This is a genomic window from Kineobactrum salinum, assembly GCF_010669285.1.
GTDB classification, from domain to species: Bacteria; Pseudomonadota; Gammaproteobacteria; order Pseudomonadales; family Halieaceae; genus Kineobactrum; species Kineobactrum salinum.
In genome coordinates, this window is record NZ_CP048711.1 from 1,526,396 (window position 1) to 1,543,911 (window position 17,516).

Sequence of the window (17,516 nt, forward strand, 5' to 3'; positions counted from 1 at the left end):
ATTCTCACGCCTACAAGGAAGGCTTCAAAAATTGAAGCCGACCTTCACACCCCACGTCCGCGTTCTTCCCCACCATATATAGCGCGTATCGAAGCCGTTCCACGTCCCGATATAGGATGCATAGGAAGTATCCGCGACATTTTCTACAAATACCTGAAGATTAATACGATCATCATTATCGTTCCAGAACGCCCGCAAGTTAAGCACACCGTAGTCATCCTCGGTATCCCGCTCGTTGTTATCCAGCTGGAAATACTGGCTGCCCTGGTAATTGAAATCGCCTTGCAGCGCAAATTGACCCGTTGAGGACGGAGAGAAGTCAAACCGGACCAGGCCGTTGATTGTGTAATTTGGTGTACCGGGCAGCTCATTGCCGTCGATCGGAGTCACATCGCCTGCCGGTCCGGTACTGTAGGTCGTCGTGGCAGGCGCATCGATCTCTGTCTCCAGTACAGCTATTCCCAGCTGCGTGGTAAGCCCGCCCATGAATTTACCGGTAAACTCCAGCTCGGCGCCATAGATTTCCACGTCCCCAAAGTTGAAAAGTCGCGCCACGGGCAATCCATTGACGACCTGGGTAACAGTTGCCTGCTTGTCTTCCACACGATTGCGGAAAGCCGCTGCCGAAAGGCTCAGTCGCCTGTCAAGCGTCCATTTTGCACCCGTCTCCAGGGACATGCTCGTTTCCGGCCGGGTAGGTGCGGCCGCGTCGGCATCCCCAAACAATAAATTCGTATTGAAATCCGGCGACTTGTAGCCTGTCGCAGCATTGGCGTACAGGTAGACTGCATCGGCGGGATGCCAATTGACCCCAGACTTCCAGGTGAACTCATTTACCGACACCCTGTAACTGGCGCTCGGCGCGGTGGCGAACAGGAGATCGAGCTCTTTTGTTTCGCGTGTATACCGGCCACCAAGCGTCACGCCAATCGTGGGAGACAGGGGCATATCAGCACTTGCAAATACAGCCGTCGACTCAGTCTCCACCGTGCCGGTCGTGTCGATGGCGTCGCCAAAAAGCTCGGGCAGCGTACTGGTTGATACCTTGTCATCGTTGTAATAAAAGCTGCCCAGCACCCACGTCATGCCGGTATCCGCGCCGCCTCGCAATTGCAGCTCCTGGGAAAACTGCTCGGCCTCCAATGTATAAACTGCTGAGGCATTGCCCAGAAAGCCACCAACAGCGCTTCCATCGCCATCCTCCTGAAAGATACGCTCGTAATCGAGATACCCGGTAATGGCCACAAGCTCGAGTGAGGGAGTCAGGCTCCAGTTCAACTGCGCACCGTATTCGTCAAAGTCGAGGTGGTTGGGCATTCCATCATATTCGCTAAAACCGATCTCAGGGTCAGGCACACCGGCATCGAACCCGGTTCCGTTGACGCACTGGTAAGCGAGGATTCGCTCATCAGTGCATGGCTCGAGCGTTACGGGATCAAGCGCACCATGAGTGCCCGCCATCGGCGCCCCGCTTCGGTCCCGTGTGTGCGCCGCTTTCAGCTGCAGGGTCGCCTCGGACCCCAGGTCGAAGGCGATCTGACCTCGACCGGAAAGTATGTCCCGAGCCGCCCAGCGCCGCCCATCCGGTAGCGCCAGGTTTTTCTGCCAGCCATCATCCTCATCGTAATAGAGCGCGAGACGGCCACGAACTCCATCGGCCAGTGGGCCACTGACCGCAGCCTCTATCTTTCTGCGATCATAGGAACCGGTCTCCCCCCGGAGGTAAGCCTCGAATGAATCAGTGGGCTTTTTCGTGAAGACCTGCACCAGACCCGCCGTGGTGTTGCGGCCAAACAGTGTCCCCTGAGGCCCACGCAGCACTTCCACGCGCTCAATGTCATACAGCGGCGCTCTCTGCAGAGCTCCCGCCCCATAGAAGATATCGTCTACAGCAAAACCGACAGGCGAGTCCGAGGTATCATTGAATACCTGAAGGCCGTCCCCGCGAATCCGGTAACGTGGCTGCAGACCGGTGTCAACGTAATTGAAATTTGGCGTCTGAATGGCGATGGCATCAAGGGTTCCAATTCCGACATCCTCGAGTTGCGCGCCGCTAAAAACGGTGGCGGAAACCGGCGTGGTCCCCAGATCCGTCTCACGCCGCTGGGCCGTCACCCTCACTTCCTCGATTAGATAAGCCCCGGATGCTGATCTCCCTTCCCGCCCCGACTCGGATTGGGCAACGGCGCTCATGCCGGAAATCATCACCGAAGCAGCCACCAATAAACGTATCTCTGTCGCCTTCATGATAGTACACCCCCTGTTTCATTATCTGACATTCTTTCAGATGATTTTTCGTATGTCAATATTAATGTATTGATATTTCAGATGTGCTGTTTATGGTTTTCTTGAAAGATGTGTTGGCTTGATTATCGATGCCCGGACGGCAGCGCGCATTCGATGCGGTGGCGGCCAACAAGACATTCAGCTGGTATATCACAGGAAGCGATGCTTATTCGCCGTACCCGAAGAAACCACGGGTGCCGAATGGACTCGGATAATTGTTGCCGGCAATCCACTCGCCAACCGGCGGCCTTTGTGATCTTCGGGAACGTTGTGATCTTCAGGAAAAGAGGGGAATAAAATGCGCCAATACAGCCACCGGACGCATTAACGGTGGCGACTACATCCTCAACGGCAGGTCATTAAAATAACGGGTCTGTAGCAGCGCCTCGATCACACGCTGCTCGCTTTCTTTCACATGCTTCTGGAACCAGGCAGCGGCTTCATCCGGATTCTTGGTCAATGCGACGAAAAGCCCCTCATGCTCTTCAGCGGTCACATCGCCGCCCTTATACCCCCGTCCGCCTACCTTGGGGACGAAGTAGGCGACACGATTGCACTGATCAAGCAGCTGGTTGAGCACTTTCTCCAGTATAGGGTTGTTGCTTGCCGTATAGATAATGCGATGAATCCTGTTGTGGATCTCGAGCATACCATGGGAGCCTGCATTTGCCCCGGTGACGTATTTTTTATTCAGCGCCCGCAACCCTTCCACATCAACACGCCCGAAACTCGCACGGGCCGCCAGACCTTCGAGATAGGCGCGCATCTCGAAGGTCTGCCGGATGGTTGTCAGGCTGATGTCGGAAACATGGAAACCTGCGCGAGGCACCGGCGTTATCAACCCGTCGTGAGCCAGCAGTGCAAGGGCCCTGCGTACCGGGCTTCTACTGAGCTCATACCGTTCACACATCTCGGCTTCAGTGATGTCCTCACCCGGCACGATTCTGCAGCGAACTATCTCATTGTAGATGAGGCGGTATGCCTTTTCTCCAAGATCAGGCTTCGGTCCATTTTTATCAGCGATATCACTGGCTTTGCCTCGCATCAATCTCTCCTGCCGGCATGGGCCAGCTTGGAATACTTCGTAAAAACCATGGGGCCGTTCGCGCTTCCTGGAAGGCAGTCGCCAACCACACTGCTGATGTCATTGACCATTTGCCGCCGCGGATATTACCAAAGGCCTGTCACTATTTCACCTTCCAGATAAGCCTTCCGCGGAAATCTGGCAGCCAGGCAATTACCTCTGGCTTCATGCGTTGCTTGCGATGATTTCAATATATGATAATGTTCATATATTGACTTCAGCCGATCGACTGCTATGCTTGCCAAAGAGAGCCTGTTAAAGATCTTAATTCGCAGTCCGTTATAAATAATCGAGCAGATAGCACAAGGAGCGGCACGACATGGTTTCCAGCCACAAATACACAATGTTGATCAATGGCCAGCAAATTCAGGGCGCCGCTACACTTGAGGTGCTCAATCCAGCGACGGAAGAAATCATCGCTCATGCGCCAGACGCCAGCCGCGAACAACTCGATGCCGCAGTCGCCGCCGCCAACACGGCCTTTCTCCAGTGGTCCAGACGCCCGATCGCCGAACGACAGGCTTTGGTGAAGGAGATTGCCAGATGTATCGAGGACAACAAGGACGAGCTCTCCAGGATCTTCATAGCGGAAATGGGGCGGTCGCGCGACGGCGCCGAATGGGAAATGGTCACCGCCGCGAACTGGTGCCGGGGCACCGCCCAGTACGACCTGCCGGTAACCGTGATCGAGGACAACGACGAACACCGGGTCGAAGTACGGCACACCCCCATAGGTGTCGTAGGCGCGATAACACCATGGAATGCGCCGATCCTGATTGCGATATGGAAACTGGCCCCGGCGCTGTTGGCTGGCAACACGGTGGTATTGAAGCCTTCCCCCTACACTCCGCTGACAACGCTCAGGCTGGGTGAACTGCTGCGGGACATTTTGCCGGCCGGTGTGTTGAATATCGTCTCCGGCGGCAACGAGCTGGGACAATGGATTACTGAACACCCCGATATCACCAAGGTATCGTTCACGGGATCGACCGCTACGGGGCGACGAGTCATGGAAAGCGCTTCCAGGACTCTCAAGCGTATCACCCTTGAACTCGGTGGCAATGATGCTGCCATCGTGCTGCCGGATGTCGACCCCAAAGTGGTGGCCCCCGCGCTATTCTGGGGAGCGTTCTTCAACAGTGCGCAGGTTTGCGTCGCCACCAAGCGACTGTATATCCACGAGGACATCTACGATGCTGTGGCACAGGAACTGGTGAAGTATGCCAGGACAATTACCATCGGTGATGGTTCCCAAGAGGGTGTCGATCTCGGGCCAGTCCAGAACAAAATGCAGTTTGAAAAGGTGAAGAATCTTCTCGACAGTACGCGCGAGCAAGGCCACCGGTTTCTGCTGGGCGGCGAGGCTCCTGAAGGAAAAGGCTACTTCATCCCGGTTTCCATCGTCGACAATCCGCCGCAGGACTCGCGGGTGGTCATCGAGGAGGCCTTTGGCCCGGTCCTGCCGCTATTGAAGTACAAAGACATAGATGAAGTAATAGCATGGGCCAACGATTCAGACACAGGACTGGCCGGGTCCGTATGGTCCAACGATCTCGAACAAGCACACGAAGTGGCAGGACGACTTCAGACCGGTACCGTGTGGATCAATGAAATGTTCGCGTTCTCGCCCCATGCTCCCTTCTCGGGGCACAAGCAATCCGGCCTCGGCGCAGAGCACGGCATGGAAGGCCTGCTGGAATTCACCAACACTCAGACCATTACAACCAGGAAGGTGCCGATGACGGCCTGACCGATGGGGTGGAGCTGACAGGACAGAGTACGAAAACAGGGAAGCAGCATATGAGCGACCGCAAAAAGGAAGCCCGTCCGGATCGCCCCGTGGCCATTGTTACCGGTGGGTTGCAGGGGCTGGGCCTGGGCATTGTTCTTGAGATGCTTGGCGATGGCTTCGACGTGGCCATTATCGATCTGCCGGAGGACCCTGTCCTGCCGGACGAAGTGTCAAAGCTCTCTCACGGCGGAAAACACTGCCGATACTACCGGATGGATATTGCCGACCTTGAACGGCACGAACCAATCCTTGCAGCCATCCAGGCAGATTTCGGCAGAATGGATTGCCTGGTGAACAATGCGGGAATTGCTGCCCGTCCGTTGACAGACATTCTCGACCTTGAGGTCGCGGCCTTCGACAAATCAATAGACATCAATCTGAGAGGCACTTTCTTTCTGACCCAACAGTTTGCCAAGAGGCTCATGGCCGCTGGCGATCCAGAGGGTGACGTGTATCGTTCAATCATTATTATAACTTCTATCCTCGCCGAACTGGTTTCGACGGATCGCTCCCAATACTGCGTGAGCAAATGTGCTCTCTCCATGGTCACCAGGCTCTTTGCTGCGCGGTTGGCATCCGCAGGTGTGCATGTGCATGAAATCCGCCCCGGCTTTATGCAGACACCCATGACGGCCTCCGCAGGCAGCGACACAATAGAAACCTTGCTCGGCAATGGCTTTGTTCCGATTCCGCGCTGGGGCCAACCCGAGGACGTAGGTCGGGCTGTCTCGGAACTGGCTGCCGGACGGCTTCCCTACATGACAGGGCAACCCCTGTGGATCGCGGGCGGCCTGAATATTGCCCCGGCACTCTGACGATCCGACCTTCGTCTGATTGTGCACTCAAGGGCGCCGGAAAAGGCCCGCTTGAACACGATCATACATCTCTATAACATGTGCATTTTTCTATAGACAGGTAGCATGGACAAGCAGACTACGCTCCAAACCGTTGAACGAGCGATTTCATTTCTGGAATTTGTCGGCACGGCAACTGAGCCCCCGAGTATCAGTGATGTCTCCACCGCCCTCGACCTGAACATAACCACTTGCTATCACCTGCTTCGTACTCTGGTCAAACGAAACTACATCAAGCGTGATGCTGCGGGCCGGCTGGAATTGGGCGACGGCATAGGTGTCCTGTTCAGCGGCTACCAGCGCACCCTGGACACTGAAGAAACCCTGGAAAACGTGGTTAAACGCATCGCGCGCCTGACGCAGGAAACGTCCTTCCTGTCCCTCAGAGAGGGCAACAAGGTGGTGCTGAGAACTCTTCTTGAGGGCTCACACCGGCTGCGGGTAGCGGGGCTCCACGTCGGGCTGCAGGGACACGAGCACAGGCGGGCAGCAGGCAAGGCCGTGCTTGCCCACCTCGACAACGCCGGAAAAACTGCAATGCTTGAATCCAGTCTTGCAAGCATTCCTGAGCGTGAAAGTAAAAAGATCCGTAAATCCCTCGACAAGGAACTGGCGCAAACAGCCGCACGCGGCTGGTCTGTCGACGAGGAAACCAAGGAAGGCATCATCGCCATCGCCGCTCCCATATTCGATGCGTCTGGATCCGTACTGGGCGCAGTGGGCATCGTCACACCAAGATTCAGGATGGACGACTTGTGGGACAACTATCTCAATATTGTGATGACCGGCGCAGCGGAGGCCACCCAATTGCTCCAGCACGCTGCCGACGCTTGACCCCCGCTCTAATCCGGTACCTGACAACCCGTTCCATCTCCGGCTATCTGATTGCGACAGGATTGATTACCGCCTGGATAGCCCCGATGTAGCGGGGCTGTCCCAGCACGAACATGAACTCGTATGTCTTGTCAGCGGCAAGCTCCCGGGTATCCAGCAACTCCAGGATATAGGTTCCATTGTCCGCCAGTAACGTCACGTGTACGTCAAAATAGGCGTCGGTTTTGAAGGGAACGACTTCGACGCCCCAGTTGTCAGCACCCACAGCGACAACACCTTTTTCGACCAGAAACTGTGCAGCGGACACATCGAGTCCCGGTTCCCCCGCCACGAAACGCTCAGGATCTTCATACAGCATGGAAAGCCACCCTGTGTGGACGACGACAACATCCCCCTCACGAATCTCCACGCCCTGGCTTTTTGCGGCGGCATCCAACTCCTTTCCAGTGATAGCCTGTCCCTCATCCAGCCGGTCAACGCCGCGGTATGCAGCGATGTCGATCAGCACCCCGCGAGTAACAATTGGCGGAATATCCTCGATACCGAGCTTTTTCACGCCAGCGGGTGTTACGAAATCAATGGCCTTGTTGCCGTTGTAGAACACACCACGCTTTCCGGCATGAGCAAGACTGTCAATCTGGGTGCCTATACCCAGCCACCCGGTAATCATGTCGTCCAGGTAGCTCGCTTCATTGGAACCGAAGGTAGCGCCCCCGTACTGACCGGGCATGAAGACGTTGATGGACAGGGTACGCGGTGCAACTGCCGGCGTTGAACTACCGACCGGAACGCCAAGCGCGTACACTTTCCCTTCGACTATCAATTCAGCTGCCTGCAGCGCAAGTTCCGGAGAAAGATAGTTCGCCGAACCGAGCGTGTCATGCTCGCCCCACTTTGACTGCGCCGGGTTTTCAGCAGCCACAGGCAATATAATGGCCGCCGCAAGCCCGACGGTAAAAATGATGTATGCCAGCGATTTTGCAATATCCATACTTATGCTCCCTGTACAAGAACCGATGTGGTGTCGCCCTGGTCACGGGACTGGGCATCAGTGCGCTCCAGCATCTCCCGTAGTGGCCTGAGAGTAAGACAGCACAGCACACATGACGCCATGCCTGCCAATGCCCCGACCACGCCTATGGAAAGCCCGACCGCGTTGTCGTCCTTGAATACATAGTCGGTAAACAATGCCACAGCCGTCGGACCCAGAGCCAGGCCGATGAGATTGTTTACAAACAGGTAGACAGCAGACACCTGCGCCCTGAAGTGAGGCGGCGTCGCCATCTGCAGCGCCGCCACACCGGCGCCGAAGGGAAATGCCACCAGGAAGAACACTATCCCCACAAAGATGAACGACACAGTGGCAGAGCCGGTAACCGTCGCACCCAACACTGCCGGCGCGAGAAAGAATGCGCCCATGCAGACACTCCGCATGGTGCCGTCGACATGGGCACGCCGAACCTGCAGATAGTCCGCCAAACGTCCTCCCGCGAATATCCCCAGCGTTCCAAACACCAGTATCAGCAAACCGATGTTGCGGGCAACCTCGGCAATCGGTATGTGGTACACGCGCACAAAATAGGTCGGCAGCCAGGAAAAGGTGCTATAGGCAACCAGGGCGACCAGTCCCATACCGACGGCGTGAAAAAAATAGAATCGGGCGTGATGCCACATATACGGAATAACGTCGCGCAGGAAGGTGGTCTGGGTAGTCACAACGGACGCAGAGGACTTTCTGTCCGGCTCGCGAACGACCTTGTAAATAATCAATGCGACTGCCAGTCCGGGAAGCCCCACCAGCATGAACGCCAGCTGCCAACTAGCAACGGCGCCCAGAACCGGAACCGACAGCTCCGGCAGGCTGTCCAGGTAGGCAATGGTCGCTCCCCCCAGAATATAGGCAAGTCCCGAACCGAAATAGGGACCGGCGCCGTAGACGGACAACGCCGTACTCAGGCGGTCTGATGGAAAGTAATCGGCAATCATGGAATAGGATGCCGGCGACAAGGCAGCCTCGCCAACACCCACGCCCAAACGACCGAGAAAAACGATCCAGTAGTTTTTGGCGATACCACAGAAAGCCGTCATCAAGGACCACACCGCGATACCGATCACGATGATATTCCGTCTGGAGCGCTTGTCGGCCCATTGAGCAATGGGAATGCCCATCAGGGTGTAAAACAATGCGAACGCCAGCCCCTGCAACAGGCTGATCTGCGTATCGGAAATCTCGAGGTCGCGCCGAATGGGATCGACCAGCAGGGAGATAATCTGCCTGTCAATGAATGACAGCGTGTACGCAACTAGCAACAGAGCCACCACCAGCCACGGGTACAGAGCTTTTACAGTGGGAATGGCAGCTGGCTTTTGCATGGGCTGTGGCTCTCGCACTCCGGGGGCGCCAGGCGCCCTACCAGTCGTACCGGAAAGTTACCCCATAGGTGCGGGGCGAATTGTAGAACGCCGGAAATGCGCCAAAGAGCGAGTAGCTACCCACTGAAAAGGTCTCGTCAGACAGGTTCTTGCCCCATGCCGTCAATTCCCATTGACCATCGTTCCTTAGAATGCTGATACGGGCGTTTGCCAAAAAGTAGGAGTCCTGCGCCAACCAGCCCAAATTCTCCGCATTGAGCTCGTAGTCACCATTGTATTTTCCATCGAGCTGAATAACGGCGGAGTGACGTTCAGTGACAGGGTACTCGTACCTCCCGAGAATCGTGAAGGATTCCGTGGCCGCGAGCGGCAGATCGTTACCATCAAACAGGGCAAGCGCGGGATCCGTCCGGCCTTCAGACAAATCGGTATCCAACAGCGTGGCCGACACCGCAAAATGAAGCCGGTCGGTGGGCACCCATGCAAGGTCCGCCTCCAGGCCATACACACTGGCCGAATCCAGATTGATCAACTGGTTGAACGGCAGCCCGGCACTACTGACACGCTGCACGCGGGTTTGTGGGCCTGAGTAATCATAATGAAATGCGGCGCCATTGAAACGCACACGAGAGTCCGCCAGCGTCGTTTTCCAACCCAATTCATAGGCTGTTATCGTCTCCTCATCGTAGGGCTCAAGTTGTTGCCGGGTAAAGGAGAAGTCTCCATCATAGCCCCCACTCTTGAAACCCCGGGAAACACTCGCGTAAAACAGCACATCCTCCGTGAAGAAATAATCGAGACCAAGCCGGCCGGAGAGATCCGAGGTGGAGACAGAGTCATCAATGATCGCATCGTCTTCCGGTCCCGAGCCAAAGTTTGCGGGTGCTTCGTTGCCAAACTCATCGGTGAAGGTGTTGACACTGTTGAAGTCACGCTTTTCGTAGGTATAGCGAAGCCCCAGTGTAAGGCGCAACTTCTCGGAAATAGGGTATTCTGCCTGCCCATAGAGGGCGCCATTGTCTGTTACTTGCGAGAAATCGTTGCGGCATTCAGCGCCCAGGCCGAGCGCCAGGTTCAGGTCACCACAAAAGCCCTGATCAATCTCGTCATGGGCGTAGTACAGTCCCAGAATCCAGAAAAGATCATCTCCTGTGTTCGAGGTCAAGCGCAACTCCTGACTCAGCTGCTCGAACTCGACATCGGTCACATTGTTGAATACGAAAAAGGGAGAGCCATCGGCATCCGCCGTTTGCTCTTTGTCAGCACTCTCCCAGGCGGTGATCGATGTCAACGCAATCTCACCGAAGTCCCATTCCACGCGGGCCGATATACCCAGGTTGCTTTCTTCATTCTCGCCCACATAATCATTGCTGACGGTATATTCGTCGCCGTCAGTATCGGAGTACCCGAAGGCATCGCCACAAAACCGCGGATCCGAAACCTCCCCACCCGTGGCCGTCGCCTCGCATGTGCCTCCCGAACCAGGAATCGTGGTAAATCCAATGGGAGTCACCGGCAGCGTGTCTGCGTCCCTTCTGCCCCCGTGCAGATTCAACAGCAATGAGCCGTTGTCGCCGATATCCACTTCCGTGAGCAGCCGGGCGGCCCAGTGGGAATCCTCGCCGATGCTGGACTTCATGTTGGAAAAGTTGGGAGAGGGACCGAACGGGTTCTGATCCGGCGTGAAGGTGTTCTTGTAATACCCCTCGTCCTGCTCGGAAGCCTTTGCCGACAGACGCATTCTGACCCGCTCGGTTACTGCGCCACCCACGGCCACACTGGTCTCGGTTGTCTGGTAGTTCCCGAACCCGACTTCCGCATAACCTTCGAGGGCGTCGCTGGGGCGTTTGCTGGTATAGCTGATGGCGCCCCCCGTCGTGTTTCTGCCAAACAGCGTACCCTGTGGCCCCTTCAAGACTTCAACCCGCTCCACATCGAATATCTGGAAGCCGGTGACAATATTTGAACCCAGGTACACTTCATCGATATAGACAGCGGCCGTGGGGGCGCTGTTGGGTGCAAAGTCCTGCGTTCCAATACCTCGAATGACAAATGAGGGCTGGCTTTTGCCACGATAATTGTAGATTTGAACGCCGGACACGGAGTCGGCTATATCGTCGGCGGACGTCAGGCGCATGGCCCGAACCTCCGACTCGCCAAAGGCAGTCACCGCGATACCAACATCCTGAGCGTTTTGTTCACGCTTTTGTGCTGTAACGACGACCTCTTCGATCTGCGCCTGGGCAAGGCCAGCGGAAACCATCATCGAGGCACTACCCAGCAACCAATTTCTGAATTTACATGATTTCATCGCGTTCTCTCAACCTCTCACTATTATTGTAAGCACTCACTCTACAGAGACCTGCCGGAATGTCAATATTTGATATTAATTCACTATTTGAATTTACGTTCACGAATCATTGTGGAGCCGTAGCTGCGCTGAAGCCCCCACCTAGGCTACGACCAGCTTATCGGCCTGCGCGTCAAATATGCGAAGCGGCGCAAATGCCTCCGCGCTACTGATCACATCGAGCACGCACACCTTGCCGGATGCCAGCGCCTGTTCCAGCGCGGGCGCGAGCTGAGCAGGATTCTCAATGCGTACCCCCTCCGCACCCGCCGAACGTGCCACCGCCGCGTGATCGACCGGACCGAAGTCAATACCGGTGGTAGTTCTCCCGAAACCGAGAGCTTCACCATGCTTCTGCATGGCGAGCTGTGAATTGTTCAGCACGATCACAAGCACAGGAATGTTTTCCCGCACAGCCATTTCCAGCTCGGCCCACACATGGGCGAAGCCGCCGTCACCGACCAGGGAGACGACTCTGGCATCGGGCCGGGCAAGCTTCGCGCCAATTGCGAACGGAAGCCCCCAGCCCAACCCCGCAAGCCCACGGGGAGTAAGAAAACGCTGGCCGGTCCGGCGCGCGGTCAAGTAACTCAATACCCAGGCAGACGAATAACTCGCATCCGCCACCACTATATCCTCTGGCCGGAGCAAACGATCGAGGTCCGCCATCATGCGCTGAGGCATGATGGGGGTTGCATCAGAACGACACATGGAGGCAATCGCCTGCGACCTTACTTCGCGACCTGAGCTGATCCGCGCTTTCAACTGGGGTGCGCACTGCCGCCGTTTGCCGAGATCGTTGCGTTCGAGCGCGGCTGTCAAATCGGCAATAGCCGACCGGGCGTCACCGACGACCCGCAGCGCTTCATAGTTGCGACCGACCTCCAGCGGGTCGACATCAATGTGGATATAGGTGGCATCGGGCGATGTCAGGGTCCATGCATCGGTGCCGTTTTCATTGGTGCGCGTCCCAATGAAAAGGACAACATCCGCCTTCGCTATAAGGTCCCGATAGGGCCCCGCCGGCCCGTTCTCTCCGGTAAGATTGGCAGCAACTCCCAGCGATAGCGGCCCGGTCTCATCCACAGCACCCTTGCCCATGTTAGTGGTTGCCATCGGCAATTGGCCCACTTCCATTAGGCGCGCAAGTTCACCCACGGCGCGGGACACATGCACTCCTCCGCCCGCGATCACCACCGGCGATTCCGCACCCGCAATCAGGCTAGCCGCCTCTTCGACGGACTCCGACTGGGGACGCGACCTGTCGAGCGGAAACCCGCCCAGCGCCTGCCGCCGCTCTGCGCCGAGCGGGCTGGAGGGCTGCAACAACATGTCTTTGGCGAGCAGCAGGACTACCGGACCCGGTCGGCCGCTGTTCGCCGCCATCAGCGCATGATCAACGTATTCCGCAGCCCGGTCCGGATCATCGAGGCGGCGGGTCCATTTGGAAACACCGGCAAAGAGTGCGAAGTGATCGAATTCCTGGAAAGCATTGCGATCACGCTGCGACGCCGGCACCTCCTGCACCAGGACAAGCATGGGAATCGAGGCCTTCAGAGCTTCCGCCATCGGTGCGACCATCAGCGCAGCGGCCGGCCCATTCTGCGCGGCAACGACGCCAATCCGGTTCGATACGCGGGAATACGCATCGGCCATCGCTCCCGCGGCGTTCTCGGTGCGATACAGGAGCTGGCGAATGCCCGCAGCTTCCGCCGCCAGCATCAACGCTGTTGGATTGCTCTGCGCGAAAATGAAGCCTACGCCGTGGCGCAGCAAAGCAGATGCTATGGCCTCTGCGACTGTCTGACTCATTGATTTCTCTCCCTGTGCTGCATGTTCCTGATGCCGCCGAACTGTCCGGGACGCAGGAAAGCGCTCTTTGGCGTTGTTCATATATTGTATATATTTCATTATTTGCCATCATTGCGGATTAGTAAAGGGGTTTCGTGAAAAATAATGCGCACAGCCGGCCATACTGCCCGCCGGGCAGCTTGCCAGGATGATGAAGGTGAAGGGATTTATCGCTGAATAGCCATGATCAGCAATGACAATCGCCGCGCAGCGTCAGCGCTCGCGATTAACCAGCGGCTGCAACTCCAGGATCCGGTCGGTAAAAATCCAGTCGGCCCCGCGGTAGACCTCCCGCCGCAACGCGCCGGCATTCTCGACAAAACCGGTGCCTATGCTGCGCCCGCCCTGCCGCAGCTGTCGCATACGGTGGCTGCCCAGCAGGGCGAAAGAGCCGGCCACGGCGCCGTGTCCCAACTGCAGATTCTGGCGGATGATGGTAGCGGCATTCATCCACGCCACATCGACAAAAGCCGCGCGGGGCATCTCGGTGAAGCCCTCCAGCAGGTCCGGCTCCAGTGCCAGCAGATGATAGTCCTGCTGCGGTTTCAGGTCCGCGAGGGCGCGTGTGACAATTGCCGGATACTCTGGCCGCTGGCGCCACGACTCCTTGAGTTCAAGCATCAGGTGCAGCTTGCCCGCAAACCGTGCAGTGAGCTCTGCCAGCCGGGGAATCTCCGGTATCGCCGCGCGCAGTTCCCGGAAAGAGAGTTCGGCGATTACCAGCTCCGGACGGCCGAACAGACGCCCGCAGGCCGGGTCATGGTGAAGCACAGCCTCACCATCGCGGGTCAGACGGATATCCGTTTCCACCGCCCAGGCGCCCAGGTCCGCGCACAATTGAAAAGCGTCCAGAGTGTTCTCGGTAGCTCCGCCGGCCCCATGGGCGCCACGGTGAGCCACCAGCCGAACCTGCCTGCCGTTCAGCGGGGTGCGGGAACCCGGTGCCAGCGCCCAGATACCATTGACGACATGGTTCAGCGCAGCTGCAAGCCCGGCCACCCCGCGTCACCTGCCCCGTGGCCGCACGACGGTTTTCTCGCTGTGGATCAGGGACCAGATAAAGCCGATCCCAATATTGAACGTATAGTCTTCCTCAAACAACGGACTTGCGCGATTCGCCGCCCCGTGATGGCTGATGATCTGGGTGCCGCCAAACACCTGGAACCGGTCGGTAAAATGCCAGGTAGCGTACAGACTCATCTGAGTGCCGAAATAACCCGCGTCGGCCTCATAGAACGGCCTCTCTGGCGTTACATACTGGGGATCGACGCCGTAGAAAAAACTGTGCAGCCGGCGATCAGCCCAGATGGGCCGCAGGGAAACGTTAGTTTCCAGTTGCGGTCGCAACAGGCCCCAGTGCCGGTAACGCAGCATCGGCTCAGCCACATAGCCCTGGTGCTCGATGCCGCCAAAATCCGTGGAAAATACGGCCCGGGCCTGCAGGGCCAGATCCAGTTCCCCATAGCCGTTGTTGTCAAACTCATACTGCCCCAGCTTGAACCGCAGCTGCGGGCCGGCTTCGAACAGGAAATCCAGATCTGGCATGCCGCGGCGCAGATCATTGCGGTCACTGCGGGCATCGAATGCGGCATCGAAGGACATGGACAACTCAAAGCGCGAGGACTCTGCCGCCACCGCCCGCGCCGCCTGCCCGTCGCCCAGCCGCAGCACATCGCCACGATAGACCACATAGGGCAGCGCGATGGCACGGGCGCGGCTCTCGGAGGAGGCGGGGTAATCGGGGGTGTACAGCGTACCAGCACCGAAACCCAGCTCCCAGAGGGGCACCTCTTCTTCGCGAACCACCTCTTCGCGAACCTCCTCCGCCGCCAGACTCCCGCTTGCCGCCACGGCAAACAGTGCCAGCGCGCTGCAGGAGAAGAACGACATTGAGCTCATGGTACCTCCGGGATGTGCCCGCCAACAGCTTGGTGGACCATCATATCGCCGTAGCCGTCGGATTGCATTTACTCTCCTTGCCCCCGCCCCGGACCATCGCTCAGCAAATCGATTTCGGTGTCATTGCGCTTTTCCCGGTCGATCTCTTCCTCGATATGGTTTTCTTTCGCAACATCCGCCGCTTGATCGATAGGCGGTGACTCTCCCCGCCTGCCCGTTCGCGCCGGCTCAGCGTGCCCGGTCAGCACCGCCTGGCCCTCGCCCTTGATTCGTATCCGGTAGATCGGCTCTGGCATCTCCAGGCCCGCCGCGTCAAAGGCTTCCTTGATATTCCTGATAGCCTCGCTTTTCACTTTACCGAAATCATAGAAGTTCTGGTCGGTCCAGGCGCTCATACCCAGAATGATGGTCGACTCACCCAGCGTTTTCACCAGACAGTTCTCAGCTGGTTCCGGGATGACACCCGGCGTGGCCCGCAGCGTCGTTCGGGCCAAATCGATCGCGGCGCGAATGTCCACCGCGGTATCGATGCCAACCTCAAAAGTGAAGGCGCGCCGGGAATTGCGGCTGTAGTTCAGAATATTGCCTTTGTAGACTGTCGCATTGGGGATCCGGATATGATTGCCATCGAGCGTCATCAAAATGGTTTCGCGGGAGGTCAGCTTCACTACCTTGCCTTCATTGCCCTCTATGACGATGTGATCCCTGGGCTGAAAGGGCTGGCGGATGCTCAGCAATATGCTGGCAATGAAATTTTCCACCGTATCGCGGATCGCGAAGCCGATGGCGAGCCCAAAAATGCCCGCCGCACCCAGAATGGTGCCCAACAATGCGCTGGCGTCCAGCACTTCCAGTGCGAGAATGAAGGCCGCCAATAACAGGACAGTCGTCGTCAGTCGCTTCAGAAGGGCCTGCAGAAAGACATTTTTCGTCAATCTGCGGTAGGGCGCATTCCAGCGGGTAATGGTCCAGGACAGCAGCCAGAATACGAGCACAATGGCCACCGCCACCAGCACAAGTGGCAGGCTGCTGACCAGGCCCAGCAAGCGGGCATGCAGATTGGCCCACACCCCTTCCAGCCGCTCATTCACATCATCGCTGATGAGCAACTCACTATTCTCCCGGTCCACACCCTCCATCAACGCTGCCGACTCCTGCTCCTGGGTAGCTTCAGAGTCTGCCGTTTCCGGCTGGGCGAAGGCTTGGCCCATCAGCAAGATCAGCAGCAGGAAAATTCTATAGATGAGAGTCATGGCGGTACCTTCTGCGTTGTTTAACACGTCGCCGCGGCGATCAGCCCAAATCGATGCTGTACACACCGCTGAGTGCCGCGTGGTCCGACAAACTGCGCCAGGGCCCGTGCGCAAGGCAGGCACAAGCGCGCGGCTTGAGCCCGCGGGAATAGATCCGGTCCATCGGCAGCACCGGCAGCCACACCGGAAATGTCCTGGCATGTCGCCCCGTGAGAACGCTGAATAGCTCGCGCACTTCCAGATCTGCCTCGAAATGACGCTCGGCACGGGTTTTCCAGTCATTGAAGTCACCGGCAATCAACAAGGGCTCATCGTGCGGCACGTGACTTTCGATCCGCTCGATCAGGGTGTCCAGCTGCCGGCTGCGCTCGGCCTGAAACAGGCCCATGTGGACGCACAATGCATGCAACGGACGTCCGCCCGGCAATTCGACGATGCCGTGCAGAATGCTGCGACTGGCCAGGCGATGATTGGAAATATCGATATTTTCCCAGAACTGGAAGGGATACTTGCTCAGAATGGCATTGCCGTGATCCCCTTTGCGGTAGATGGCGTTCTTGCCGTAGGCGTAGTGGGGCCACAGGCGGTCAGCGAGATACTCGAAGTGGGGGATGTCGGGAAAGTCCCCTAGCTTCCTGCGATAGCGCCGGGTGGAGCCGTGGATCTCCTGCAGAAAAACGAGATCTGCATGCTCATCTTCCAGCAGCTCCCGGATCCGGGCCAGCACAAAGCGCTGATTGCCGGCGGTAAAGCCCTTGTGGATGTTGTAGGTGAGAACTTTGATATCCATACCAACTCTCGGCGCCAGGCGCCACGGTAACAGCCATCTGGCCAGTAAAATCCCGATGCGGACTGACTCTCCGCGATGCATCGGCCAGGCGCAGGCTCCCCCCACACACCACAGCTTGACTTCGATCACCGGCGCCGGTCAAGCAATCGC

The 17,516-nt window shown here is 57.5% G+C and carries 13 protein-coding genes; 3 read left to right on the forward strand and 10 right to left on the reverse strand.

Annotated features, from left to right (window positions below):
• Nucleotides 1–24: 24 nt before the first annotated feature.
• Both G3T16_RS06520 and G3T16_RS06525 read right to left on the reverse strand, forming a co-directional pair.
• Complete coding sequence (locus tag G3T16_RS06520) at nt 25–2,247, reverse strand: TonB-dependent receptor (RefSeq protein WP_163494348.1); 2,223 nt, start codon at nt 2,245–2,247, stop codon at nt 25–27.
• A gap of 376 nt (nt 2,248–2,623) precedes the next feature.
• Nucleotides 2,624–3,331 (reverse strand): GntR family transcriptional regulator, encoded by a 708-nt coding sequence (locus G3T16_RS06525; protein ID WP_163494349.1) that lies wholly within the window; start codon nt 3,329–3,331, stop codon nt 2,624–2,626.
• A 358-nt stretch (nt 3,332–3,689) separates the two neighbouring features.
• Between G3T16_RS06525 and G3T16_RS06530 the strand changes: the two genes are divergently transcribed.
• The 3 genes from G3T16_RS06530 to G3T16_RS06540 all read left to right on the forward strand — a co-directional run bounded on the left by G3T16_RS06530 (nt 3,690) and on the right by G3T16_RS06540 (nt 6,850).
• Nucleotides 3,690–5,120, forward strand: a complete 1,431-nt coding sequence (locus G3T16_RS06530; protein WP_163494350.1) for an aldehyde dehydrogenase family protein — start codon at nt 3,690–3,692, stop codon at nt 5,118–5,120.
• A 50-nt stretch (nt 5,121–5,170) separates the two neighbouring features.
• A complete protein-coding gene (locus tag G3T16_RS06535; RefSeq protein WP_163494351.1) occupies nt 5,171–5,977 on the forward strand; it encodes a 3-ketoacyl-ACP reductase in 807 nt (268 codons plus the stop codon).
• A 105-nt stretch (nt 5,978–6,082) separates the two neighbouring features.
• On the forward strand, nt 6,083–6,850 hold the full coding sequence (locus tag G3T16_RS06540; RefSeq protein WP_163494352.1) for an IclR family transcriptional regulator: 768 nt from the start codon (nt 6,083–6,085) through the stop codon (nt 6,848–6,850).
• Nucleotides 6,851–6,893: 43 nt separating this feature from the next.
• Here the strand turns inward: G3T16_RS06540 and G3T16_RS06545 are convergent, their stop codons facing one another.
• The 8 genes from G3T16_RS06545 to G3T16_RS06580 form a co-directional block, all read right to left on the reverse strand.
• Nucleotides 6,894–7,841: a cyclase family protein gene (locus G3T16_RS06545; protein ID WP_163494353.1), complete on the reverse strand. Its 948-nt coding sequence runs from the start codon at nt 7,839–7,841 to the stop codon at nt 6,894–6,896.
• Between the two features lie 2 nt (nt 7,842–7,843).
• Nucleotides 7,844–9,223 (reverse strand): spinster family MFS transporter, encoded by a 1,380-nt coding sequence (locus G3T16_RS06550; protein WP_163494354.1) that lies wholly within the window; start codon nt 9,221–9,223, stop codon nt 7,844–7,846.
• Between the two features lie 37 nt (nt 9,224–9,260).
• Nucleotides 9,261–11,489 (reverse strand): TonB-dependent receptor, encoded by a 2,229-nt coding sequence (locus tag G3T16_RS06555; RefSeq protein ID WP_163494355.1) that lies wholly within the window; start codon nt 11,487–11,489, stop codon nt 9,261–9,263.
• A 186-nt stretch (nt 11,490–11,675) separates the two neighbouring features.
• Nucleotides 11,676–13,484, reverse strand: a complete 1,809-nt coding sequence (locus tag G3T16_RS06560) for an acetolactate synthase catalytic subunit (protein ID WP_332102872.1) — start codon at nt 13,482–13,484, stop codon at nt 11,676–11,678.
• Between the two features lie 153 nt (nt 13,485–13,637).
• A complete protein-coding gene (locus G3T16_RS06565; protein WP_163494357.1) occupies nt 13,638–14,423 on the reverse strand; it encodes a glycerophosphodiester phosphodiesterase in 786 nt (261 codons plus the stop codon).
• 6 nt (nt 14,424–14,429) lie between these two features.
• Complete coding sequence (locus G3T16_RS06570; RefSeq protein WP_163494358.1) at nt 14,430–15,323, reverse strand: MipA/OmpV family protein; 894 nt, start codon at nt 15,321–15,323, stop codon at nt 14,430–14,432.
• Between the two features lie 68 nt (nt 15,324–15,391).
• Nucleotides 15,392–16,576 (reverse strand): mechanosensitive ion channel family protein, encoded by a 1,185-nt coding sequence (locus G3T16_RS06575; protein WP_163494359.1) that lies wholly within the window; start codon nt 16,574–16,576, stop codon nt 15,392–15,394.
• Nucleotides 16,577–16,616: 40 nt separating this feature from the next.
• Complete coding sequence (locus G3T16_RS06580; RefSeq protein WP_163494360.1) at nt 16,617–17,366, reverse strand: endonuclease/exonuclease/phosphatase family protein; 750 nt, start codon at nt 17,364–17,366, stop codon at nt 16,617–16,619.
• Nucleotides 17,367–17,516 lie beyond the last annotated feature (150 nt).